A 25,343-nucleotide genomic window follows, 5' to 3' on the forward strand; every position below is an offset into this window, starting at 1 on the left:
ACTATTTTTTGTTCATACAGTCCACAAAAATAGAAAAGATTTATGATTAATTGCTGAAATTCAAAATAAAAAGAATCTATTACGCCTAAAATCTATAACTCGATCATCACTCCGATACTTGGGAGAAGCGTTCCTGTAAGACGTTCTATCGGTCTTAATTCGTACCGTTGTTCATATATGGGAGCTTCCGGGTTGATAATTTTACCCGTTTTGATATATACGTCTTGCTCTTTGTATTTGGAATTCAATATGTTTTGGATGTCGATATAGGCTCCAAGCATGATCTTTTTGAAGTAAAATGTTTTATCGATACGGATATCTAACTGCGTGAATGGCTTGAGCCGTTCGCTGTTAAACCGGCTGTAATCATAGTATAGCCCGCTATTAGCGTCCCAAGCTTCTACATAACTACTCTTTTCTACATCGTAAGGCGTATAGGGAGCGCCTCCTACTACCCGGAACTTGGCGCCTACGTCCCAGTTCTTGGGTAAAGAATAAGTCCCGCTAAACGTGAACAGATGCTTATTGTCCCAAGCCGAGGGAAGATAAGTGTCCATATTTCTCCCATCCTTGAATTCGCTTCTTACCAAAGTGTAGGATGCGATGAAAGTAAGCCCTTTATAATTATACCAACGTCCCATGATCTCAAGCCCATAAGCTCGCCCTGTAGCGGTAGACGATACGGCCTCATTTCCCAAGACACCATAGTCTGTACCTTTCGACGCGAGTGGGATACTGTCGAGTATGGACATCGGATAACGATCATAATGTTTATAGAATCCTTCGGCCGTGAATTTCAAGTATGAGGTAGGACGGTATTCCAAGCCTAATCCGGCTTGGTCGCTTCGGATATAGCTTAAATGATTTGTCCGGTTTACATAATTACCTTCATTATCCTTGAATCCCAATGTCGTATAAGGAGGAAGCTCGTAGTAGCGTCCGATATTCGCGTTTATATAAAGCGGATCGGACAAGCGGTAGGATAAGGATAGGCGAGGAGATAACTGATCTAACAAATTATTCATATCCGAGGAATAATTGTTTGCGTCCGCACGAACACCTAAAGAGGCGGTAAACCGCTCGTTATAACTCTCATAAATAGCCGTGGCATAGATACCCCACTTCCATATGCCAAGGTCTGTTTGATATACGATGGTACGGGGGATAGAGGTAAATTGCTTTTGATAGGTGTCATTCGTGTATTGGGCGTATTCGATGTTTCCTCCGACATTCAATTGAATGAATGGTAAGCGGAACGTGTTTTCCGTTCGGAACTTATTCTCGATCTCATCCGAACGGTAATTTAAGGAGAGATTCTCTTCCTTGCTTTCGTCATTGTCTTTGTATTTAATATTCTTATTGTTGGTCTGGCTACGGCTGATAATGACCGAGTAGAGATTTTTACCGGCGTAGTGTTTATAAACCGCTCCAAGGGTATACGTTTTTTGTTTTACGACCGGCAAGTAAGAGAGGATATATTGGTTTTTCTCGCTCATGTCTTTCATTCCTGTATTCAGCTTCATATCATCGATCGCCCCTAATCCGAGAACTGTAAGCTCATTCTTGGGGTTGAAGGAGTGCTTAATCTTGAATTGGGCATCCGTGAAAGTAGGTAAGAACGGCAAGCCGATCATATCGAAAAGGAATTGAAGGTAAGAGCGACGAACAGACACTTGGTAAGTGGTCTTTTTTCCTAGCGGTCCATTAGCGGACACACCGATATCTGAGGCTCCTAGGACTCCTCGCAATGAGAATTTCTCCTTATTCCCATCTTGTAGTTTAAAATCCAATACCGAACTTAAAGTGTTCCCTTTGGATGCGGGGAATGCGGCCGAATAAAAGTTGACCTCCCGGATAAAATCGGGATTGATAATACCGACCGGACCTCCGGAGGCTCCTTGGGTAGAGAAATGGTTGATATTCGGTATCTCTACGCCATCCAAAAAGAAACGGTTTTCCGAGGGACCTCCTCCTCTTACCATCAAGTCGTTACGAAACGCTGCCGTAGACGCTACTCCCGGAAAGGTTTGTACTACCCGGGAGATATCCCGGTTTCCTCCCGCGCTTTTCTCTATCTCCTTGAAACCGATTACACGAAGTCCTAGCGGACTTTCGGCGGTTTTACGGAACGGAGAGGCTACTACGCTAACCTCTTGCAGATTCTGGCTGGCTTCCTCTAGCTCGATCGGGAAGAATATATCTTTATTCGCTAGTCTGAATTCGGCGGTAACGAATGGCTTATATCCCAGAAAGGAGGATTGGAGACGATAGCTTCCGGGTGATATGCCGGATATCTCGAATAATCCGGTGGAATCGGTGACCGCCCCTTGCGTCGTGTTCCATACCACTACGTTAGCGAAAGGTATCGGCTGTCCGCTCGATGCGTCTTTTACAACTCCCTTGATAGAGAAGGAGCGCTGTTGACCGATAGCGGCTTGTATGGTACATAATAAGAATAGTAAGAAGTAAAGATGGCGTCTATCCATATCTTATATCATATTTATAGCGGTAAAGATAAGTATTATTCTGATTCGTATGTATTATCTTTGCATACATATGGAGAAAGAATTACAGATAACGGCGGATGGAAGCCATACGCTATATATTCCGGCGATGGATGAACATTATCATTCCGTGAACGGGGCCCTGCAGGAATCAAGACATATATTTATAGAGGCGGGATTGCATGCGCTTGAAAAAGACTTTATCCGAATCGTGGAGATTGGCTTCGGTACAGGGCTGAACGCCTTCTTGACATTGAAGGATGTCGAGCTATCTCAAGCACATCATATTGATTATCATACAGTGGAGTTATACCCGCTTCCTTTAGATACGATTCGTGCCTTGAATTATGGGGAGCTGATCTGGCCGGAGAGAAAAGAGTTATTCTTAGCCTTGCATGAGGCGGAGTGGAATACTCCCGTTTCAATCTCAGAGCGCTTTACACTTCATAAAATAGAAGGAAATAGTAACGCCTGTGAACTACCGGATGATATCGATTTGATCTATTTCGACGCATTTGCGCCCGAGAAACAACCGGAGATGTGGAATCAGGAAATCTATAATCGTTTGTATGCTCATACCGCACCGGGCGGAGTGATCGTAACCTATTGCGCAAAAGGAGAGGTACGCAGAGGTATGCAAGCGGCTGGTTTTGAGATGAGCCGTCTTCCCGGTCCTCCGGGCAAGCGACATATACTTAGGGGTAAAAATTGAGAATTGAAAGTTACAGAGCGTATTCCTCGGTATTTTCAATTCTCAATTCTCAACTTTCAATTATTTAAGCATTGCCTCGATCTTTTCTACGAACTTATCCTTAGCCGTAGCGCCTACTACTTTATCAACCATCTTACCGTCTTTGAAGAAAAGAACGGTAGGGATGTTGCGGATACCGAATTGTCCGACTACATCGTCATTCTCGTCAACGTTCATTTTACCGATCGTCACACGACCTTCGTATTCGGTTGCCAACTCATCAATGATAGGAGATACCATGCGGCAAGGGCCACACCACTCTGCCCAAAAGTCAAGAACCATGGGCTTTCCGGAGTTAACCAACTCCTCGAAATTAGCGTCTGTAATTTGTAGTGCCATTTTGAATTACGTATTATTTAATTATGAATTATAATCTAATGATTGTTATGACGCCAAAAGTACAAATTCTTTCAGCGTCGTACAACTTTAACCATTAATTTTAAAATCGATATTCTCGTTCTCCTGTAAAAAGTCTACCAGCTCACGGGTCACGTTTAAGCGGATATTTTGGGAGAAGAGATTTAGGGAAATATTATGTTCCCCATCGACAACCTTAAAATATAACAGGCTATGGCCCGGATTGTTCTTGATCAATACCGAAAGCTCATTGATTGTCGGCTCGTCCAAATCATGGATCGGGACCGTGATACTGATTTTCTCGATCAGCTTGTCTTTCTCGTCTTGCAAAAGGTTGACGGTACCAATCTTGAAGTCCAGTTTATTGGGGTCCCAGCGGCTAGGCTCTACACGGGCTGTGATCAAGAGATACATCCCTATTTTACCATACTTGCTGTATTCGATATAATCCTGTCCGAAAAGAGGGATCTCGCCACTACCCGTGAAATCCTCGATCTTCAAGATACCGTAAGGCTTTCCGTTCTTGGTCATTCCTTCCCGGAAACCGGTGACGATACCACCTAATAAAACCTCCCGGCCTTGTAAGGTTTCCCGCTCGTTAAGTTCTATCATGCCGGTATTGCATACATATTTTAATATGATACGGTATTCATCCAATGGGTGGGCGGATAGGTAAATACCGACCAACTCCTTCTCTTTATTTAGGCGTTCGAGATCGCTCCAACGTTCGCATTGCGGGATCTCCGGTTTAGCGATGGCGATCAAGGCGTCTCCACCGAATAAAGAGTTGACTGCCGTGCTCTTATCCATCTGGTATTTGTTACCATAGCGAACCAAGGTATCCAAGAACAATTCTCCTTTTCCACTGTCGGTGAAGAACTGTTCACGCTGGATACCGAAGTTATCGAACGCTCCGGCCAAAGCCATGGACTCTATGTTTTTCTTATTGCAAGCGGTCAAGTTCACCCGTTCTACGAAATCGAAGATACTCTTGTACGGGCCGTTCTTCTTGCGTTCCTCTATGATATTTTGTACGGCTGACTCACCTACGCCTTTCACGGCACCTAGCCCGAAGCGGATGTTCTTGTTCTTATCTACGCTGAACTTCAAGATAGACTCGTTCACGTCCGGTCCCAATACTTGAATACCCATCGCTTTACATTCATCCATGAACTTCGTGATATCCGTGATATTGGATAAGCTTCGGCTCAAGACGGCGGCCATATACTCGGACGGGAAGTTCGCTTTCAAGTAAGCGGTCTGATAAGCCACCCATGAGTAACAAGTAGCGTGACTCTTATTGAATGCGTATGAGGCGAACTTCTCCCAGTCGGACCAGATCTTGTTTAAAGTTTCCTCTTTATAGCCGTTGGCTTGACCACCGGCCATAAATTTAGACTTCAAATGGTTCATCTTCTCGATCAACTTCTTACCCATCGCCTTACGTAAGGCATCACTCTCACCACGCGTGAAGTTAGCGAGCAAACGGGATAGAAGCATGACCTGCTCTTGATAGACCGTAATACCGTATGTATCTTTCAGGTAGCGTTCCATGACGGGAATGTCGTACTTGATCTCTTCCTTACCCTGTTTACGGGCGATAAAAGAAGGGATGTAATCCATTGGACCCGGGCGATACAGGGCGTTCATGGCGATCAAGTCCTCGAATTTAGAAGGTTGCAACTCCTTCAAATACTTTTGCATACCGGCGGACTCGAACTGGAATGTACCGGTTGTCTTTCCGTCGCAATACAATTTATAAGTCTTGGGGTCCTCCAGACTGATATGGTCGATATCCAGATCATGTCCGGTAGTCAGTTTCACGTTCTCGATCGCTTCCTTGATGATGGACAAGGTCTTCAAGCCCAAGAAGTCCATCTTGATCAATCCGGTTTCCTCGATCACGGAACCCTCGTATTGGGTAACCAGCATCTCCTCGCCGGTATCCTTGTCTTTCGCCGTACTGACAGGTACGACATCCGATATATCATAACGTCCGATAATGACACCGCAGGCGTGTACACCCGTGTTACGGACGTTGCCTTCCAGCATCTGGGCGTATTTCAAGGTATCCCGTGCCAGCGGATCATTTCCGTTAGCCGCCTCTTTTAGTTCCGGCACATACTTGATGGCGTCACCCAATTTGAACTTCTTCATGTCGGGGATCTTATCCGGAACCAATTTGGCTAACCGGTTCGATTCGGATAACGGTAATTTCTGTACCCGGGCGACATCCTTGATAGCGGACTTGGTAGCCATTGTACCATAAGTAATGATATGAGCCACACGCTCGGCACCGTATTTCTCCGTTACCCAGCGTAAGACCTCGCCACGGCCATCATCATCGAAGTCGGTATCGATATCGGGGAGGGAGATACGGTCCGGATTCAAGAAACGCTCGAACAGGAGGTCATATTTGATCGGGTCGATCTTGGTGATCCCTAAGCAATAAGCTACGGCAGATCCGGCGGCCGAACCACGTCCCGGTCCTACGGATACACCGAGTTCCTCACGAGCGGCACGGATGAAATCTTGCACGATCAAGAAGTAGCCGGGGAAACCCATGGTCTTCATGATATGTAACTCGAAGTTCAGACGCTCCTTTACTTCATCGTTCAAGGGGTCTCCGTAAAGCTCCTTGGCTCCGTCGTATGTCAATTTCGCCAAATAGTCGGCTTCCAGCTTGATGCGGTATAGTTTGTCGTATCCACCTAATTTCTTGATTTTGGAGTGCGCCTCTTCCTCGCTTAATACGACATTACCGTTCTCGTCTCGGGTGAATTCCTCAAATAAATCATGCTCTGTCAATTTCTGACGGTAGGACTCCTCGGTACCGAACTCCTCGGGAATGGCGAAAGTCGGCATGATAGGACCGCTGTCGATGGAGTAGAATTCTATTTTGTCGGCTATCTCGAGCGTATTACTCAAAGCTTCGGGGATATCGGCGAAGATGGTGTTCATCTCGGCGGTTGTCTTCATCCATTCTTGCTTGGAGTAGCGCATACGCTTGGGGTCGTCCAAGTCTTTGCCGGTACTAAGGCAGATCAGGCGGTCGTGAGCCTCAGCGTCGTCGGCATTGACGAAATGGACGTCGTTGGTGGCGATTAGCTTGATATTATGTTTGTGAGCAAGTTCGATCAGTACCTTGTTCACCTCTTGTTGATGCGGGAAAATCGTGCAATCGGCGTTGGGGTCGTGTGTCTCGTGCCGTTGCATCTCAAGGTAATAGTCTTCTCCGAATAAGTTTTTGAACCATTTGATAGACTCCTCGGCCTTATCAATTCGTCCGTGCATGATATGCTGTGGAATCTCTCCACCTAAACAGGCGGAGCAGATGATCAGATCCTCATGATATTTCTCCAACAATTCCTTGTCAATGCGCGGACGTCCGTAGAATCCTTCCGTCCATGAGAGGGATACCATCTTGATCAGGTTCTTGTATCCGTTCTTATTTTTGGCCAGAACGATCAAGTGCCAGCCGCTACGGTCGTCTTGCGAGGCCAGCTTGCTATGCCTTCCGTTGCGAGCGCAATAACATTCGCACCCGATGATCGGCTTGAAGATGGAAGCTTTCGCTTCGGCGATTTGTTTTTGTAGTTCCGTTATCCTTTGTTGTTCCTCATCGGTTGGCGCATCCTTGGCCAGCAGCGGTTTTAGTTCTTTCTCGGAGTCCTTGATGATCCCGAGAGGTTTACTGTTCTTTTTGCTAACCTTATTGAAAAACTCCTTGATACCGAACATAACGCCATGGTCTGTTACGGCGATCGCACGCATTCCGTCTTTGTACGCTTTGTCGATCAATGCGTCGATGGATGCCTGTCCGTCCAGCAAGGAATACTGGGTATGTACGTGTAAATGAATAAACGGTTCCATATATATTAAAGTATAGTCTCTTATCTCTTTTAAGATGCGAGTGTAAAGGTAGGAAATATTTTGATATAGGGTATATCAATCTTTCCTTTGGCCCTTTATCTCTGTCATCCTATGTGAAAAAATAGGTATTCCAAAAATCTTTTTTTTCATTTGGCATGCATCTATGGTTCTGATAACTTCCTGTTTACTCTTTTGGTTTTTATTCTGTTGGTATTCAATATCAAGTATAGCCTGTATTAAATACTTTTCACGGGCATTCATGATATTCGCTTTTTGCTGTTTGGCTTCTATTTCTTTTAAGTAATGTAATTTATATAATTTTACAGCAGCAAGAAAGCAAGCTATACCAATAAAGCAAGGTATACTATAGGCTAGATAAATTGCAAAAGAGAAATCATTTGTTATAATACTACAATGTTCCGTATGATATTTTATGTATAAGTCTTTAATATCGAAGTTTGTAATAGTAACTATCGCTATAAAGACTAATGCGACAGCGGCTATTTCGGGGAGTTTCCACATAATAGACTTGCTGTCTTCTTGATCATTTATCTTTATCTCTTCTAGCTTTTTTATTAATACAGCCTTTAGTTGATCGTTATTATCCATACTATTGTCCTCCATATATTATTTGATTTCTGTTAAATACGAATCCAGCCTGTAGATTGGCGATTGTGTGGCTCTCCCTTTCAGATAATTGATCTTCCGGTCGATGAATCCACAATTTATATAATATCTCTCAATACTTATCAACTGTTGACAGCTATCGTTATTCAAGTCATCATCCAAGAAATACAGACTCTTGATCATCTCCTTATAGGCTTTTCCCTCTGTATGCATCTCGATGGCCCTGCTATAATTTTGGATAGCGGATTCTACTTGATAGTTGTTTATCAAATGCTGGAACCCATCTTGGCTGATATGCCTTCGAATCAGATCCATCAAATGCGAGGACAGCGTTCGGTTGGAAGTCTTGTTTGCTATAGCGTTCCTCAGTTGGTCGAATGAATGGTATAACTCCTCGTCTCTGTCCTTTTCTTGGTCGTATCGTTCCAGTAGCGCCTTCCCATTATATTTGGAAGGATCCTCGTCTATGTGATCGACAGCTACGTAGAGCAGATATAGATTCTCGAACATGAAATTCCATAGGCATAAATGTTCGCTGATTTCCCCTATGAACGAGTAAGAGAATAAGGTCGTATTATTTAAAGGGATAATCAGTTCAAATATCTTTGACAAGCAGAATAGTGAGTCTGAGATGAAAAAGTTAATGATATGAATCTTGTCATCCATGCTATTATCCCCTTTGATATTGATATTGTATTCCTTGAGTATTTGGAAAACACTCGGGTCGATCCGGAAATAGTTGTGCAATGTCTCGATATATTTTGACTTGCTTTTGTACCTGCCGGAATTAAAGTCGATAGACCAACCGCATATCTCATCAAATATTTTCTCGTTCATCAAGACCTTAAACCTCAGATTGGCAACATTCTGGCTCAGCGTACTTATTTGCTTATAAGGTCCCATCAAAGTACACGCATATAGATCCTTTATACAATCATATCGCTTGCATTTGATTTCCAACGTATAATAACGATAAATCACCTCCTCTATGTCCGGAGAGAGTGGCAATGTATTCAAATTTACGTTCTCATAGATATCCCTGCCGAACAAATGTTTCAGTTTTTGTATCTCAGCGATATTCACATGCTCGTAATGTGAGTATAATTGCATGACAGATCGGCAAGCTAAATCTTCGATATCTCCTAAGAACGGTATGAGCAAGTTGATATCCGAATCTGTAAAATGTATCCTTAAGTAAGCGTTGAATATCTCGATGATTTGCTTATTCATTAGAAAGCTGGAATGTTTATCGCCCGATATCTCGAAGAAGATGGAAGCCTCCGCCGTATATAACAGAGCCTTTTCAAGTGAGTTTAACTTATAACCGCTGAATAGCGTGGCTTTATTATTGGACGAGCTTAGGGGAGAGTAATAAAGCTTCAATCCGTCAAAGAAGTCTTGAAGAAATCTGGAAGCGAGCTTATACTCTTCATGCGAACAACCAAGCAATACATTTCCCATCCCTTTTAGCGTATTAGCGATAAGAGAGTTGAATTTCTCATTAAGGCTTGTTACCGAGCTTCTGGAATTCAACAAAAGTCCAAATAGTTCGACAGAGGAGGATTGGGTCTTATCATGAGTGATGTGTAAGATCCTCTCCATAATAGAGCTTAAGCTCTGATTGTAGTATTTACATGCGTGGCATGGAAGCCGTTTTCCCCTTTGAAGTAACGTGGAGCGATGCTTCATGCACCCCATGGATTTTTCTATGTCAATGGGGAATTGGCTATTGAATAGATTGTCCCAGTCGATACCCGGAGGATCTTCTTCTAGCTTTTCACGAACTCCGGCTTTGATATATTCTTTCAGCCCTTCGATATTGTTAATCACTATTTGTTTCTCGTATTCCTTCTTTTCTATTGAACTAAACCATTCCTCCATTTTTCTCCGGTTCTCATAATAGGAGTTACTTCCCCGTTCTTTTATCCGGCCATTCTCCTCTTTCAGGCAAATATCGTCAATCAACTTCTTCAAGTCGTATCCCCAGAAGTACAAGGATTGGAATATATTGTTCATCTGATTGGTAATCAGTCCATTCTTATAATACATGATATCCCCCAGCTTTTGGAAGAAATCGGCCGATGCCATTACCTTCTCGGAGTCGTCCGTGGCTATGTGCAGATAGAAATATTCCGCTTCTATGATGTCTAGGTTGCTAAGAGTGATCCCTTCGTGGCTGATCTTTTCCAGCACGAATAATTTGGCCAAGGCGGGAAGATAGGCGAGACGGATGTCATTGAAGAAAGACATACGCATGATGATCGAGCTCTTCTCCGGCGATAGGATACGGGCGAATTCGGAGCGTATATGGTCTCCTTGGAAGGCGTAACCTTTATGCTTGTTATCCCATTTGGAAGGGATGATCTTATTGCCATTGGTAGCCGTTTTCTTTTTCTTTTTCTTTATAGGATAAAGGATCGCGTCTTTTTCCGAATGCAGCTCATGTTCTTGTATCGCGTAGCGTAAATCCCATTCCTCCTCCTTAAACCGGCGGTAGTCTACCAGCCGGTTCGCCAGCTCGCTATATGCGATATAGGCCGAGTCGAAGGTTTTTCGTTTCTCGTAGGTCAAGCCCAGTTTCAGCATATTACGGACTAAGAACAGCATATGGGAGATCCAATGGGAATCCTTGTCGTAATCGCTACCGGAGAGCTGCTTTGATAATAGCTGCAAACCTGTCTGATATTCGAATATGGCTTGCGAGTAATCCTCGTCCATCAGGTAGATGTCCGCCAAGATATGGTGGATGCTAGCCAAGGTATACAACTCCTCATCATTTATCTTGTTCAAATCGTTCGTGTAGTATTTGAGCAATTTGATGTAATGCTTCTTGATGGGCAAGGACTCATCGCGCGAGAAATGGAAGATGGCGGAGACCGCCTCGGAGCGTTTACTCAAGAAAGAGATTTCCTCCGAGATCTTTAGCGGGAACTTGAATTGGTAGAGCCCGGAGGATATGCTCTCCAGATGGGTCTGCCGCAGCATGGATACGATGGAACCTACAAAATCCCGGAATTCCGGGGTCTTGTTGATCTCCAGTAACTCGGGGATATGCTCAAGGTTGCGCCATGAGAAACCGTTGTTGTGGTACTTATAGATATGGTTGATCATGAAGGAGGTGGAGACCAATAGCTTGTCCTCGTATATTTTCGCCATGTTGATCATCGTTTGCGTGATCGGGCTGGCGATATAATACATGAAGCCGATGCGTTGGATATCCTTCACCCCGAAGGAGAGGTAGAAACAGCAGTCCTTTTCCTCTAGGACGTAGCCTTTGGAACGAAGATAATCGGCGGGACGGATCTCTTTCTCGAAATAGATGGCGATCTTTTTCGGGGAACCATTGCTGATATGAGAGAGATACATGGAATACTGGTAAAGCAGGGACACGTTGCGGATCGTGCGCTTGCGCAGTTTCTCCCGGTTTGGCGTGCCATCCTTGTCCAATGCCAATCGTTCTATCTCATACTGATAGTATTTCTTGAGCGTTCGTTCGTATCGTTCCTTGTCTGCCTCTTGGGGGAAGAGACGCTCGCAGATATATTCTTCGGTCATGGCGGTGATTCCCTTGTCGTGAGAGGGTGGTTTCAAGAAACTATTGACGTGGATCACTCCGTCGAAGACGCTGCTGATCGAGAACTCCCGGTCGGATACGTCTGTCAGGTAGGCATCGTATAATTCCCGGCCGGCGATAAAGATGAACTTCGCTTTCACGGTGGAGAGGAAATACTTCATGTCCCCTAATGTTTTCATCAGCATCTCTTTCCGTTTACGGGTGTTGAGGGTTCCGGAGAAGCCGCTTGCGGAAAGGTCGTAGGTCGGTTCCTCGTTCACGTCGCCTATGTCCATCTCTTTCATGTCTATTTTGTCCAGCTCGTCGAAGATGATGATAAAGCGCAGCTTGGACTTGCTTTGCAGGTGGATATCCTCGAATATACTGATTAAGCCCTGTTCGATCTCCCGGACCGACGCCGCTGGATAGCTTTTCTTGCGGAACGGGTTGAAGGGGATATAAGACGTGAGGGAAGAGTAGTCCTCGCTGACAGTGGCGACGCTCCTGTCGCATAGCCAATCGAGGCGTTTCTCTATGCTACGCAGGCTTGGGTAGGGATATAGGTGGAATAGTTCCGCTATTCTTGGAACGATCTTTTCTAGGCAGAAGAAGAGGCAGAGTAATAGGATGAATCCTAGGGCCGGTCCGATCGGATAATTTCTCCAAACGTGAATGAATATCTCGTTGAGAGATAGGAGGGGGGCGTAAATCTCCTTGTAGGTATTCGCGTGGATCGGGAAAGGCGATTTCATATAGGCGAATACGACGCAGATAAGGAATAACCCGATAATTAGGGCAAGATAAGAGCTCCTTATACGTCGGGTTTGGGCATATTCGGTGAATTTGTCGTTTACGCTTTTGCAGATAAGATGGAGGATTTCTTTGTCGCGCAAGATCTCATTGCCTACATTGATCCGCACGGGGATGTATCGTATGCCTTTTATGCTTATTAGGTCCTTACAAAGCTTGCCGATATTGCGCAGGGTTCTTTCCCCCTTGGGGATCGTCCTTATTTTCATTAGGATAAGAAAAACAACGCAGGAAATGATACCTACGGCTATTGGATAGCTATCGAGTGTTTCTTCCATTTTTAGACGATGGCAGATATAACCGGCCAAGAAGATCAGCGCAAGTTTGACACCTGTATGTATGCGGGTAGAGATAGGTCGGAACTGGTGGGATAAATCGTATAGTACTTTGCCTACGAAACTGGATTTACCCATTCCCCGATAGCCGGTGATCAGATAAGCCCCGGTATAAGTCTGGTCATTGCTAAGCCAGCTTTTTAACTTGGCGATGATCGTGTCTCTACCGATGAAGTTCTTATCTTCGATACTCTCGGTCCCGGTCTGGTGGTAGTTCTTGAAACCGGGCAGGGGGATTAGTATATGCTTGATAGACGAGGAATAGTCTGATAAGGGAGCATATTTGTTTGCTTGAGCCGTCTGTTTGTGTTTTTCTCGCATAAGTAGTTCGCTTTTCCTAATTGTACGTTAGATTTAATCTTCCAAAGGTTCGTAAATTTAACGAATAGGATTGAGGTGTGCAAGAAAGATACTGGCTTTTCTTAAAAAAGGCAACTACTTTTTGATTACGATAGGTGTCGGTTAAGCTTTAAAAAAACACGTACGTGTTTTTGGAACGGCATGATCCGGCTGTTATATGGATGATTTAGGGAAATTCACCTGTCTCGTAAAACGGTGTTTCCGCCGACTTTTTGCTTGATATAAGCCGCATATCGTGACGAGGAATTTTCGCGAGTCTCTCCATCTGGTGTCCGCAGAGGAGCTATAAGTGGTGTTTTTCCATGCGAAAGGTCGGTTTTTCATGCGCGATAGGTGCCGAAAGCCTATGCGACTAGTGCTTTTGGGCAACGCCGATAGTGCCGTTGGGCATCGTGAGTAGTCGTGAATGGGCATTCTAGCAGGGTTATAACCCTATTGTAACCCCATAAAGTAGCCCAAATACGGGATGAGATATGAATTAGGATGAATTAATTTCGCTAGTTTGAAAGGCCGTTTTTCGATAGGGCTCTATCAGACAGCTGTTTGCCGTTTTTATCTTGCGAATTTGAGCGCCTGCCGTACTTCTGCTCGAAAAATACGCTTCTCCGTGAGTTCGGTATACAAAATGTCAGAATGTCATTTGTTGCTAATCGGTTCTTAATGTATGGATATATTTTAATGTACGTGCGTACCTTAATATGATAGTGATAATAAATAGGGGTGGAAAACGACTAGTAAAAACGATCGTTTTAATTAGTCATTTGCAAAGGTACGCGTTTCTTTGACTTCTGCAACCCTTCCGGGCTATTTTTTTCATCCCTTATTCGCTTTCTTATCAATAGGATAGCCTATCCTTTACGAAACAACCGATTCCGTAAACGAACCTCCCGTTTTCCTTCTTTAAAAACGCAAGATCTAAACGATGGTTTAGACTAGTCGTTTTCTGCCGGCATCGAATTGCCGGGGATGAGGTAAGTACTTAATTAACACTATTATTAATATTAAATTTTAAATTATGAACAGAAAGATTTCTACATTGTTTACGGCGGGTCTGCTGATGGCAGGGTCGTTGTGCGGTAGTGCCTTCGCTCAGAGTTCCATTCAAGATTTAGCCGGCTTGGTTGATGGTTCCGGTACCTTCACGGCTATTCCGGCGACAGATTTGAAAAATGGAGGCCGGTATGTGATGGTGGATAATACATCATCTAAGTTCGCCTATGGTCATGAGCTGAATGAGACTACAGGTAAGATTGATGAGGTTGGGCAGACATTGAGTGCTGTACTTAGCGAAAAAGATGATGTTAAGAAATACATTTGGACGGTTAGTGTGACTGAGGCACCAAAAGGCTTTTTCTCTTATAGCTTTACAAATGCGGAGACGGGTAAGGTGTTGAGATATAACAATGCATACACTGCCGTAGAGAAAGATCCGTCAGCTAAAGCGGAGGATACATACAATGATTTCGTGTTTGAGAACTCTGCTTCTTTTACTTCGATCTCTGGTAAAAAGTATGCCACGGCTAATAACTACATGGTTGTGTATAAATCAGGAGTGACTTCTTGGAAAGCCCTGTCATGGTCTGAGGCTGTAGGAGGTTCTATTTCTGCTACTACTACAATAGGCAATCCTGTATTTTATGCGGTTGAATCTGAAAAACTAGAGAGTGCGGGCGAGTTGAACGCATTATATAACGACTCCGGATTCTCATTCGCTTCTAAACCTTATGATAGTGATCAGGGCAGTAAGGAACCGAATGGAAATCTGTTCAATACGAAGAAGGTGGTAGCTCGCTATGTGACTAGCGCTATTCTGGTTGACGCAACGGATCCTTCTTATGCGGGTGCTACTTCTGATTTACGTATCGAGCCGGGTATGTATTTCTTTACAGAGAACGCTCCGAAAGAGATAGGTGCTACTTATAAAGACTGGATGAACGCTACAATTTTGGTTGTAAGTTCAACTGAGACTGTGGAGGCAACAAACGCAGGACGTGCCGCTGGTGATGGTTTCGCTTTGGCTGAGGTGAAAGTTAGCGACTTGAACTTTTATCAAGGTACGAATAATGCTTGGAAAACTGCGGGCAACGAGATTTCTATCAATAACGCTAAGTTCCGTGTACAGAAAAGCTATGTGGACGCTTATCCGTATGAGTTGAATGTAGATGGCTTCCGTTATCGTAAGCAAGGTAGCAAGGCGGAACATGGACAAGCAGATGTTAAACTACATGTGTTAAAGCATAATGATGATTACTTCTTGACAACTACACATGAGACTACAGATAACCAATTCATCTTCAAATTGGCTGCTGCCGGCATGAAGAAGGGTATCGATTTATTGAGCAAGGAGGCTAAGGTTTCCGCTTATACGATCCGCATCTTGGATGGTAAGGAATATGTAGGTGCTGATAATATCGATAAGAAGGATATCAAGAGTGCGTATGGCAAGTATTTGACGAATGCGGTTAAGGATGTGCGTGGAATCGCTCGATTTGAGTTGGTCGCAAAGGCAAAGGTGCTTTCTCAATTGGAGACTCCGGCTTATCAATGGGCTATCTCCAGCGTAGACGAAACCTATAAGGTGACATTCACGAACCGTGAGACTGGTGTGTCTTTTGTTGCTAGCTTGTTCCCGAAGACCGATTTAGGCGAGAATGTGTATGAGTTGGCTACAGATCGAAAGGAGATCACTCCTATCTACGTGGATGCTAATACTTACAATGAGGCAGCAGGTGCTGATAAGGCCGATATGAAGCAGTTGATCGTTGAGTTGACTCCGGCAGAGGTTGATCCGTACGCTGGTTTCTTGAATCTGGACGATGAGACTTTGGTAACAATGGCTTTCGCTCGTGATAACAACGAGACTTCCAATAAGTGGTATGCGGCTGTTAAGAAATTGGTGACTGGATATGAATTGAATGCGGATGATAGATTCGCTAACGAGGTGTCTGATGCCGCTCAATGGCAATTAGTAAAAGATGAGAAACAAAGCACGATCATCGAGCGCAGTTTCGTTTACAATAAGGATGGTCGCGTGACGGTACAAGCTAGAGGTGATAAGGGATATGCTTATGTTTATCAGTTGCAGTATATCAATGATGGTATCGAGACTGAGAAATATTTCCCGAAAGGATATTTTAATGAAGTGGATGAGAAAGAGGACTTGGTCGCTAAAGATGTTGCTCGATTCGTAATTAAATTGGCTGCCGATGGTTCTGTTTATTTGATTCCGGTTGTAAGCACGAGCTCAAATATCGCTTCAATTTTGAATAAGGATACGAAATCTGTAGTAGACGCTATTTATGATGATAGCAATGATATGTGCAAGTATGAGACCCCGTCTTCTGTTTATGCATGGCCTATCGATATGACTTCGGGTAGTAAACAAGATTGGTTGTTGAACACTTATTTGATCGTTGAGGCTCCGGAAATCAGCTATCCGGCAGAGGAAGGTCATATCTCTTTGGTAGGAGAAGATAACTATGTTTCCATGAACGAGAACCGCGACGGTATCGTTGTCAATGAGAACCAATATTCTTTCTACTTGCAAGTAACTGATAAGGACGCTGTTGTTCCTTCCTTCTATATCTCTAACAAGGGTACGGTTGAAAATGGTGACAGATTGTTCTTGTTCAACCCGGCAGACTCTGTAAACTATTATGTGGCAGACGGTACATATGACAGAAAGTATCAGTGGAACGAGGATGTTACGAAGGCGATCTTCAAGCCGGCCACTCTTTGGGAAACTAAGGATACTTTGACTACGGTCGTTAAGGGTAATAAGGTTACTGTAGCGAAAGAGGCTGATGATGAAGGTGTATTAGGCGGTTTGGATTACTTCAAGGTTCAGATCATTCAGTGTGAGGATAATGAGAACGAATATCGTATCCGTTCCGTAGCCCAAAAGAGCTCTTATCTGTATAGCATCAACGAGAAATTGTCTTGGAGCAGTGACAAGAAAAATGCTATGCGTTTCACGATCACAGCTGGCGATCCTACTTCCAACGAGTCTGTAGCTGACGTAGTAGAGGGCATCAAGGTTATCACCGGTAACGGTATGATCGAGATCCAAGGCGCTGCCGGTAAGAAGGTTTCCGTGAAGAACGTTCTTGGTAAGTCTATCGCAGAGACGGTTCTTACTTCCGACAACGCTACGATCGCCGCTCCGGCAGGTATCGTTGTAGTGGCCGTAGAAGGTGAGACAGCTGTTAAGGCAGTCGTTAAATAAGAATAATGACGATAAATAACATAAATCGAAAATCATTCCCGCGGGAGTTGTAGTGATTCAAGTAGCCCGTGAGGGCGAACAGGTGGGAATGGATTAATATTAATACTAAAGTAATAAATTAAAGTTCATCCACCGTTACCTCCGTGAGGAGGGAGGGTGGAAAAGGAATCAGAGGAGGCAGTCGCTATCATGCGTTGCTTCCTCTGTTTGATTTAATACTGTTCCAGTAGTTAGAATGAATATATTTAATAAGTAGAAGTGCCCACTAAAATGTTTTTTGTTTATTGTTGGTTATTAATTAATAACATTATCTTTCCTCTAAAAAGAAAAATCCCCCGCTCTTCTATTCGTATGTAACTTACTTGTATCTAATTAATTATACTTATAGTCCGTACATTTTCCCACAAAACGCCTAAGGCGACAAGTATTTTGTCGTCTGAACTAGTAAAGTTTGTTACTTTCCTCTTCAGCCTGAAAGGACTACGCCGGTGTCCAATCCCTCTATGGATACAATAATTTTGTAAACGCGCTCATGTGGCAGCACAAAGATAATTATGTTGTCGATAGAGGTATATCGGAAAGGTCTATCCGACCAATAACGATTCTAATGCTTGAATATCATTTTGCCATTCCGCCTGCTTTTCAAGCCGCTTGAGGTAAACATCTATAAAATCCTCGTCTTTTGTCAGCATGTGCCATACTGCAACCAATAGCTTTCGGGCGATGGCCACTTGTATCTTCATCTTGTTCTTATGGCGTTGGGTGCATTGCACGTAGCTGAAATTTGAGAAAAAGCAGTTTCGGGTTCTTGATGCGACCCAGGATATTTCAATCAATATCTGACGCAGGAATCGGTTCCCATGCGTCGTCCTGTTGCTTTTGACTTTATTGTTGCTTATATCATTACGTGGTTTCAATCCACACCATCCCACAAGGTTTGTTGCTTTTTCAAACGATTTCATATCAGCCCCGGTCTCCGCAATTATAGCCGAAGCGGCGCGTTCTTTAACACCGGGGATACTCTGTAGACGTTTGAATTGTTTCGGGAAGTGTTCCTGGCACATGGCAATGAGAGCATTCCTGCATTCTTCGATTTGTCGCTCGATTACCTCTATAAGCTCTGCGTATTGCTTTAACAAACAGATGTCTGCCTGATGAAAGTCACCCGTTACGGCATCCTTTATGATGTTGCGTCCGTATTTCCGTAGAGTTTTTCCATGAATGAGTTTCACCAGCTCCTCAGGGTCGGTTATCCCGGTTATTATTGCACGGACGCATTTCTGATAGCTTTTTCCATTGACTCGGGATACATAGTTACTTAACCGAAAACCACATCGCTGTAAAGCAGCGTCCTGTTTATTGCTGTTATACGTCAGGTCTTCATTCAGGTCGAAGATGCGACGGTTATACTTGCGCATGTCCTGCACTCTCTTATCCGGCACAAAACTTCCACGAATCAGATTCTTCAACAAGCATTCCGCTATCCAGTGGGCATCCTTCACATCACTCTTGCGACCGGGAAGCTGCTTTATAAAATAAGGATTTACCAATTTGAGAGACATGCTCTCGCACAAGGCATTCCACACAGGGACCCAATAGGTCGAAGTGCTTTCCATTGCTGCCTCTGTCACCCCATGAGAAACCATCTCGGAACACATAAGTTCTAAATCAGGAGTCAATGTACCATAAACTTTTGCAAAAATAACGACCTCGGTATTATCAATCACACAGAGATAAATTGTATCTTTGTGGACATCAAGGCCGGCCACAATTCTGTCTTTGTCCATATTTGAAATTTTTTATTACACTCCTTAAATATAGGACATTCGTAACAATTAAACGAAGTATGAAGCAGAATTTGCGCGCTGGCCTCGGTTTTTATTGTGCCGGTGTAGAAAAACTCGATTTTTCTATATAATTTTGTGGTGTACATAATAAAATATAATATGCCATTGTTATTTATATTCTTTGGGTTGCGATTCATGTTTTATTCAAATGATCATGAGCCTATCCATGTGTATGTGATTAAAGGAAAAGGTAAGGTGAAAGAAAATGCTAAGTTCAATATAGAGCCGGAGATAACTTTGATAGAGAATAACGGATTGCAGCCTAATGAGCTAAAAATGGCAGAAATGGTTATCGAGGAAAATAAAGAATTGATATTTGAACGATGGAATGAGTTCTTCAATAAAAACAGGAAGGAGGAAATAGAATGAATGTTGATGTCGTAAAAGTATGGGTGGATGAGAAATTCGTGCATATATTGACAGCCGATGGGGTGGAACAGACGGAGCCGATCGCAGGCTATGAACGTTTGAGGAATGCCACCTTGCGGCAGTTGCAGAACTTTGAGACTGACAATATAGGGATTCATTGGCCTGAGTTGGATGAGGATCTTTCTTATGAGGGCTTTTTCAAGAAGGATACGATGGATGATAAATCTGAGCTCTATAAGTTGTTCAAGGCCTTTCCTGAAATCAATGTGGCAGGTATAGCTCGTCGATTAGGTATCAAGCAAAGTTTGATGGCCGCTTATATCTGTGGAACAAAGAAGCCTTCCTTGGCTAGAAGGGAAGAGATTATAAAAGAACTTCATTCTTTAGGACGGGCATTGCTGGAAGTAGGTTAGTTCTATGTTTAGGCACTGATAGCGTATGATAATTTGTGGATATATGCTTTTCTTGTAGCCTTTCTGTATGTTTCAGCAGCATAAATGTAGATGTTATTGAAAAATGTATATCTTTGCTTACTAATAGAAGGAAAAGCAAATGAGGAAGTTTATGAGAAAAATCGGATTGTTGTTGATTGCCGTGATGATGATTTTACCGGCGATGGCTCAGGTTTCTTTCGGCGTACGTGCCGGAGGCGCTTATTCTTCGTTGATCCAAAAGGTAGAGGATCGGTATGAGGCGGGAGCCCGCTTTGGTTTTAGCATAGCGGGTTTGGCGGATATTCCTTTGAGCAAGAATAAGAAATGGTCGCTTCGTCCGGAGGTGGCGTTCGTGAACCAAGGGGGCGCTTATTATTCGAATCAGGATATGCATGGGATGGCGCTTCATAATAAATGTTGGTATTACTCTTTGCAGATTCCCGTGAATGTGGCTTATACGTTTACCTTTACGGACGTTCATCTGTCCGTATTCGCCGGTCCGGCCTTTGATTGGTCGCTGTTTGGAAAGATGAAAAGCCGAGAGACCAATCCGGATCTCCATTTTGGCGTGTCCGAGGAGAAAGACTTGAAGCCTTGCGACTTCAGTATGAATGTGGGGCTGGCGGTGGAATACAGCAACTTTTTTTTCTCGGTAAGTGCTTTGTGCGGTATGATAGACCGTCGTGCCTTGAAACGTGAGGGCGAGACTTCTGTCTTTCAGAATAACGTGACATTCTCTTTGGGGTATTACTTCCGTAAGTGATGAGTATCTTCATAATAACTTGAAAAATAATTAGATTTGTTTGGTATTTCGGATAAAACCCGTACCTTTGCAAGCCGATTATTATCAAATTGTACTAAGAGTTTAGTTCTTAGCACGTTGTTGCATCATGTGTCCGTTGTGACAATGTTGGTAAGGCTAGTTTTTTGAGTTATTAATTAATTTAATTTTTAAGCAGTGGATACTTTAAGTTTTAAGACCATTTCTGCAAACAAGGCAACTGTAAACAAAGAGTGGGTCATTGTTGATGCTGAAGGCCAGACGTTAGGTCGCCTTTGCGCTAAAGTAGCGAAGCTTTTGCGCGGTAAGTACAAACCCAATTTCACTCCGCACGTTGACTGTGGTGATAATGTAATCATCATCAATGCAGACAAAGTCGTTCTGACTGGTAACAAGTGGAACGATCGTATTTATTTGAGATATACCGGATATCCCGGTGGACAGATCGAGTATACTCCGGCTGATCTTTTGAAGAAAGGTGGCGACCGTCTGTTCCGTAAAGTAGTAAAAGGTATGTTGCCTAAGAACCGTCTGGGTGCAAAGTTGTTGAACAACATGTACGTTTATGAGGGAACTGAGCACAAGCACGAGGCTCAACAACCTAAGTTAATCGATATAAACTCATATAAATAATCACGATGGAAGTAGTAAATGCAATAGGAAGACGTAAAGCGGCAGTCGCTCGCGTATTCGTTAGCGAAGGTACGGGAAAGATCACGATCAACAAACGTGAGCTGGAAAAATACTTTCCTTCTTCAATCCTTCAGTTTATCGTAAAGCAGCCGTTAGCAAAGTTGAACGTCGCTGAGCAATATGATATTAAGATCAACCTTGACGGTGGTGGTTTCAAAGGTCAGTCTGAGGCTGCCCGTTTGGCTATCTCTCGTGCGTTGATAAAGATTAATCCGGAAGATAAGGCTGTCTTAAGAGCGGAAGGATTCGTAACTCGCGATCCTCGTGCTGTTGAGCGTAAGAAACCGGGTCGTCCGAAAGCTCGTAAGAGATTCCAGTTCAGTAAACGTTAATGTTATTTGTGAGTCCCTTACAAGTAAAGCGAAGCGTTTAGTATCTAAATTATCGGGATTCTTTTTACATGTGGACATGCGGAAAGACTACCTGATGGTTGAAATTAAACAAAGAAAGTAAACGATTTAAGAAAAAAACAATGTCAAGAGTAAATTTTGATCAATTATTAGAGGCTGGTGTACACTTCGGACACTTAAAAAGAAAGTGGAATCCCGCTATGGCTCCTTATATCTTCATGGAGCGCAATGGTATTCATATCATTGACCTTTATAAAACAGTTGCTAAAGTAGACGAAGCCGCTGAAGTTATGAAGAACTTGGCTAAACAAGGCAAGAAAGTTCTTTTCGTGGCTACCAAAAAACAAGCTAAACAAGTTGTCGCTGATAAGGCTGCTTCCGTAGGTATGCCTTACGTTATCGAGCGCTGGCCGGGTGGTATGTTGACCAACTTCCCGACGATCCGTAAAGCTATCAAGAAGATGGCTACTATCGATAAGATGACAAAAGATGGTACATTTGATAATCTTTCTAAGAGAGAAAAACTTCAAATCACTCGCCAACGCGCTAAGTTGGAGAAGACTTTAGGTTCTATCGTAGACCTTACTCGTCTTCCGTCAGCGTTGTTCGTTGTAGACGTGATGAAAGAGCATATCGCTGTTCGCGAGGCTAACCGTTTGGGTATCCCTGTATTCGGTATGGTTGATACGAACTCTAATCCGAACAATATCGACTACGTTATCCCGGCTAACGATGACGCTACAAAGTCTGTAGAGGTTATCTTGGGCGCTATCTGCGAGGCTATGAACGAAGGCTTGCAAGAGCGTAAGGCTGAGAAAATTGACGCAGAGGCTGCTGAGGAAGCTCCGAAAAGAGAGCGTAAGGCAAAAGCTGCTGTTAAGAAAGAACGTACGAAGAAAGAAGACGACGATGCGTTGAACGCTAACGTTGCCGGTAAGTTCGCGAAAGACGAAGAATAATTCGATTGACAATTGACGTTGACAATTGACAATTAGAATACAAATACAATGGGCAGTTGGCTTTTGACAGGATTTGTCAATTGGCAACTGTCCATTGTCAATTTTTGAAAGTATAAACATTTTAAAGATAAAGGAAATAAGATTATGGCTGTAACAATGGCTGATATTACCAAGCTGCGCAAAATGAGTGGAGCTGGTATGATGGACTGTAAGAAGGCTTTGACAGAGTCTGACGGTGACATCGAGAAAGCAATGGAAATTATCCGTAAAAAAGGACAGGCTATCGCCGCTAAACGTTCTGATCGTGAGGCTGCCGAGGGTTGTGTGTTGGCTAAGAAGGATGGCGAGTTCGCCGCTATCATCGCTTTGAAGTGCGAAACGGACTTCGTGGCTAAGAATGAGGACTTCGTAGCTTTGACTCAGGCTATCTTGGACGCTGCCGTGGCTAACAAATGCCATACTTTGGACGAGGTGAAAGCTTTGCCTATGGGCAAGGGTACTATCCAAGAAGCTGTTACGGATCGTAGCGGTATCACTGGCGAGAAAATGGAGTTGGATGGCTACTGCGTAGTTGAAGGTGCTTACACTACTGTATACAACCATATGGGTAAGAACCAACTTTGTACGATCGCCGCTTTCAACAAGGAGTCTGAGGAAGCCGCTCACAATATCGTTATGCAGATCGCCGCTATGAACCCGATCGCTATCGATGAGGCTGGTGTTCCTGAGTCTGTAAAAGAGAAAGAGATCCAGGTTGCTATCGAGAAGACGAAGGCTGAGCAGGTACAGAAGGCTGTAGAGGCTGCATTGAAGAAGGCTGGTATTAATCCTTCGCATGTAGATAGCGAGGCTCACATGGAAAGTAACATGGATAAGGGCTGGATCACGGCAGAGGATGTAGCTAAGGCTAAAGAAATCATCGCTACTGTTTCCGCTGAGAAGGCGGCTAACTTACCTCAACAGATGATCGAGAATATCGCTAAGGGTCGTCTGGGCAAGTTCTTGAAAGAGGTTTGCTTGTTGAACCAAGAAGACATTATGGATGGCAAGAAGACTGTAAGAGAGACAATGAAGGAGATCGATCCTGAGTTACAGATCTTGGCGTTCAAACGTTTCACTTTGCGTGCTGAATAATTGCGGTAACGTATTTGATATAAAGAAAAAGGCGGTACAACCCAATGTATCGCCTTTTTTATGAAGTATAGCTTACTTGCCCATAGAAGATATACTTACTTGTCCAATGCAGTATATCTTACTTTGCCAAGTAAGTATATCTGTTTAATTTTTTCTTATTTCAATGCGGCCAACGCATCCTTAATACGTTTGATCGCCTCCACGATATTCTCATCGCTGGTAGCGTAACTCATGCGGATACACTCAGGTGCCCCGAAAGAGGTACCACCTACGCAAGCTACGTGCGCTACTTCTAAGAGATACATAGCTAAGTCATCAGCGTTGTTGATTATACGGGTTCCATCTGTCTTGCCGTAATAATAACTACATTTGGGGAATAAGTAAAAGGCGCCTTCCGGCTTATTCACTTCGAAGCCCGGAACTTCTTTCGCTAAATTAACGATTAAGTCACGACGACGTTCGAAGGCCTTGCGCATTTCCTCAACGGGTTCTTGTGAGCCTGTATAAGCCGCTTCCGCCGCTTTTTGAGATACAGAGCAAGGGCCAGAGGTATATTGTCCTTGTAATTTATTAACCGCTTTCACGATCCATTCCGGTCCGGCTATGAAACCGATACGCCAGCCAGTCATCGCATACGCTTTGGAAACGCCGTTTACGATAACCGTACGGTCTTTCATTCCTTCGATAGAAGCGATGCTGTTGTGTTTACCAATATAGTTAATATGTTCGTAGATCTCATCCGCTATAACGATGATATCCGTATGTTTTTTCAATACTTCCGCTAAACCTGCCAATTCCTCGGCGCTGTAAACAGAACCCGTCGGGTTGGAGGGAGAGCAAAGGATTAACGCTTTTGTCTTAGGCGTAATAGCGGCTTCCAGCTGAGCTGGAGTGATCTTGAAATCTTGCTCGATACCAGCCGGAACGATAACGGGGGTTCCTTCCGCTAACTTCACCATCTCCGGATAGCTTACCCAGAAAGGGGCAGGGATGATAACCTCGTCCCCCGGATTTACCAATACCATGACCGTGTTACAAACGGATTGTTTGGCACCGTTTGCACAAGAGATCTGGCCTGCTGTATATTCCAGTCCATTCTCGTTCTTCAATTTGGCAACGATAGCATTACGTAATGCCGGATAACCCGCTACGGGAGAATAACGTGAGAAATTATCGTCAATCGCCTTCTTTGCGGCTTCTTTAATGAAGTCGGGAGTATTGAAATCGGGTTCTCCCACACTTAAGTTGATAACATCGATACCTTGAGCTTTCAACTCACCGCTCTTTTGTGACATCGCCAATGTTGCTGAAGGCGATAAACTCGCTAAACGATCTGAGACTTGTGTCATGACATTGCTTTTTGTATAGGTTGTTTTATTAT

At 43.7% G+C, this 25,343-nt stretch carries 16 protein-coding genes; 9 read left to right on the plus strand and 7 right to left on the minus strand.

What is annotated here, in order from left to right; all coding sequences use genetic code 11:
• Positions 1–92: 92 nt before the first annotated feature.
• Positions 93–2,486, minus strand: coding sequence for a TonB-dependent receptor (locus ACYIA1_RS18550; protein WP_480336210.1), 2,394 nt, complete (start codon positions 2,484–2,486; stop codon positions 93–95).
• 70 nt (positions 2,487–2,556) lie between these two features.
• On the opposite strand from ACYIA1_RS18550, the gene mnmC2 reads away from it, so the two are divergent.
• Positions 2,557–3,216: a tRNA (5-methylaminomethyl-2-thiouridine)(34)-methyltransferase MnmC2 gene (mnmC2, locus tag ACYIA1_RS18555; protein ID WP_087880432.1), complete on the plus strand. Its 660-nt coding sequence runs from the start codon at positions 2,557–2,559 to the stop codon at positions 3,214–3,216.
• A 60-nt stretch (positions 3,217–3,276) separates the two neighbouring features.
• Here mnmC2 and trxA read toward each other — a convergent pair whose 3' ends face one another.
• The 4 genes from trxA to ACYIA1_RS18575 all read right to left on the minus strand — a co-directional run bounded on the left by trxA (position 3,277) and on the right by ACYIA1_RS18575 (position 13,131).
• Positions 3,277–3,594: a thioredoxin gene (gene trxA / locus ACYIA1_RS18560; RefSeq protein ID WP_005867529.1), complete on the minus strand. Its 318-nt coding sequence runs from the start codon at positions 3,592–3,594 to the stop codon at positions 3,277–3,279.
• 87 nt (positions 3,595–3,681) lie between these two features.
• Complete coding sequence (dnaE, locus tag ACYIA1_RS18565; RefSeq protein ID WP_036610240.1) at positions 3,682–7,485, minus strand: DNA polymerase III subunit alpha; 3,804 nt, start codon at positions 7,483–7,485, stop codon at positions 3,682–3,684.
• A gap of 75 nt (positions 7,486–7,560) precedes the next feature.
• A complete protein-coding gene (locus tag ACYIA1_RS18570) occupies positions 7,561–8,094 on the minus strand; it encodes a hypothetical protein (protein WP_480336213.1) in 534 nt (177 codons plus the stop codon).
• Between the two features lie 18 nt (positions 8,095–8,112).
• Positions 8,113–13,131, minus strand: a complete 5,019-nt coding sequence (locus tag ACYIA1_RS18575; protein ID WP_480336215.1) for an ATP-binding protein — start codon at positions 13,129–13,131, stop codon at positions 8,113–8,115.
• Between the two features lie 1,054 nt (positions 13,132–14,185).
• Here ACYIA1_RS18575 and ACYIA1_RS18580 point away from each other — a divergent pair.
• A complete protein-coding gene (locus ACYIA1_RS18580) occupies positions 14,186–17,395 on the plus strand; it encodes a DUF6383 domain-containing protein (protein WP_480336217.1) in 3,210 nt (1,069 codons plus the stop codon).
• A gap of 584 nt (positions 17,396–17,979) precedes the next feature.
• Here the strand turns inward: ACYIA1_RS18580 and ACYIA1_RS18585 are convergent.
• Positions 17,980–19,182: an IS110 family RNA-guided transposase gene (locus ACYIA1_RS18585; RefSeq protein WP_480334055.1), complete on the minus strand. Its 1,203-nt coding sequence runs from the start codon at positions 19,180–19,182 to the stop codon at positions 17,980–17,982.
• A gap of 159 nt (positions 19,183–19,341) precedes the next feature.
• Between ACYIA1_RS18585 and ACYIA1_RS18590 the strand changes: the two genes are divergently transcribed.
• The 7 genes from ACYIA1_RS18590 (at position 19,342) to tsf (ending at position 23,962) form a co-directional block, all read left to right on the plus strand.
• Positions 19,342–19,611 (plus strand): DUF4160 domain-containing protein, encoded by a 270-nt coding sequence (locus ACYIA1_RS18590; protein ID WP_480336219.1) that lies wholly within the window; start codon positions 19,342–19,344, stop codon positions 19,609–19,611.
• Positions 19,608–20,024: a DUF2442 domain-containing protein gene (locus ACYIA1_RS18595; RefSeq protein WP_480336221.1), complete on the plus strand. Its 417-nt coding sequence runs from the start codon at positions 19,608–19,610 to the stop codon at positions 20,022–20,024. Before ACYIA1_RS18590 ends, ACYIA1_RS18595 begins: the two co-directional genes overlap by 4 nt.
• Before the next feature lie 151 nt (positions 20,025–20,175).
• The gene (locus ACYIA1_RS18600) at positions 20,176–20,808 is read left to right on the plus strand and encodes an outer membrane beta-barrel protein (RefSeq protein WP_057316323.1); all 633 of its coding nucleotides are present in this window, start codon (positions 20,176–20,178) and stop codon (positions 20,806–20,808) included.
• Between the two features lie 195 nt (positions 20,809–21,003).
• Positions 21,004–21,459, plus strand: a complete 456-nt coding sequence (gene rplM / locus ACYIA1_RS18605; protein ID WP_005859486.1) for a 50S ribosomal protein L13 — start codon at positions 21,004–21,006, stop codon at positions 21,457–21,459.
• A gap of 5 nt (positions 21,460–21,464) precedes the next feature.
• Entirely contained in the window at positions 21,465–21,851 is a 387-nt protein-coding gene (rpsI, locus tag ACYIA1_RS18610) for a 30S ribosomal protein S9 (protein WP_005859484.1), read from the plus strand.
• 140 nt (positions 21,852–21,991) lie between these two features.
• Positions 21,992–22,828, plus strand: a complete 837-nt coding sequence (gene rpsB, locus ACYIA1_RS18615) for a 30S ribosomal protein S2 (RefSeq protein WP_005859482.1) — start codon at positions 21,992–21,994, stop codon at positions 22,826–22,828.
• Positions 22,829–22,972: 144 nt separating this feature from the next.
• Positions 22,973–23,962, plus strand: coding sequence for a translation elongation factor Ts (gene tsf / locus ACYIA1_RS18620; protein WP_005867537.1), 990 nt, complete (start codon positions 22,973–22,975; stop codon positions 23,960–23,962).
• Between the two features lie 155 nt (positions 23,963–24,117).
• Here tsf and ACYIA1_RS18625 read toward each other — a convergent pair whose 3' ends face one another.
• Entirely contained in the window at positions 24,118–25,311 is a 1,194-nt protein-coding gene (locus tag ACYIA1_RS18625) for a pyridoxal phosphate-dependent aminotransferase (protein ID WP_005867539.1), read from the minus strand.
• Positions 25,312–25,343 lie beyond the last annotated feature (32 nt).

This window comes from Parabacteroides sp. KHUB-02 (genome assembly GCF_056640955.1).

Bases quoted from the DNA above. Each gene is read 5' to 3' on its own strand.
- ACYIA1_RS18550 (WP_480336210.1), bottom strand. From the start codon at position 2,486: ATGGATAGACGCCATCTTTACTTCTTACTATTCTTATTATGTACCATA.
- mnmC2 (WP_087880432.1), top strand. From the start codon at position 2,557: ATGGAGAAAGAATTACAGATAACGGCGGATGGAAGCCATACGCTATAT.
- trxA (WP_005867529.1), bottom strand. From the start codon at position 3,594: ATGGCACTACAAATTACAGACGCTAATTTCGAGGAGTTGGTTAACTCC.
- dnaE (WP_036610240.1), bottom strand. From the start codon at position 7,485: ATGGAACCGTTTATTCATTTACACGTACATACCCAGTATTCCTTGCTG.
- ACYIA1_RS18570 (WP_480336213.1), bottom strand. From the start codon at position 8,094: ATGGATAATAACGATCAACTAAAGGCTGTATTAATAAAAAAGCTAGAA.
- ACYIA1_RS18575 (WP_480336215.1), bottom strand. From the start codon at position 13,131: ATGCGAGAAAAACACAAACAGACGGCTCAAGCAAACAAATATGCTCCC.
- ACYIA1_RS18580 (WP_480336217.1), top strand. From the start codon at position 14,186: ATGAACAGAAAGATTTCTACATTGTTTACGGCGGGTCTGCTGATGGCA.
- ACYIA1_RS18585 (WP_480334055.1), bottom strand. From the start codon at position 19,182: ATGGACAAAGACAGAATTGTGGCCGGCCTTGATGTCCACAAAGATACA.
- ACYIA1_RS18590 (WP_480336219.1), top strand. From the start codon at position 19,342: ATGCCATTGTTATTTATATTCTTTGGGTTGCGATTCATGTTTTATTCA.
- ACYIA1_RS18595 (WP_480336221.1), top strand. From the start codon at position 19,608: ATGAATGTTGATGTCGTAAAAGTATGGGTGGATGAGAAATTCGTGCAT.
- ACYIA1_RS18600 (WP_057316323.1), top strand. From the start codon at position 20,176: ATGAGAAAAATCGGATTGTTGTTGATTGCCGTGATGATGATTTTACCG.
- rpsI (WP_005859484.1), top strand. From the start codon at position 21,465: ATGGAAGTAGTAAATGCAATAGGAAGACGTAAAGCGGCAGTCGCTCGC.
- rpsB (WP_005859482.1), top strand. From the start codon at position 21,992: ATGTCAAGAGTAAATTTTGATCAATTATTAGAGGCTGGTGTACACTTC.
- tsf (WP_005867537.1), top strand. From the start codon at position 22,973: ATGGCTGTAACAATGGCTGATATTACCAAGCTGCGCAAAATGAGTGGA.
- ACYIA1_RS18625 (WP_005867539.1), bottom strand. From the start codon at position 25,311: ATGACACAAGTCTCAGATCGTTTAGCGAGTTTATCGCCTTCAGCAACA.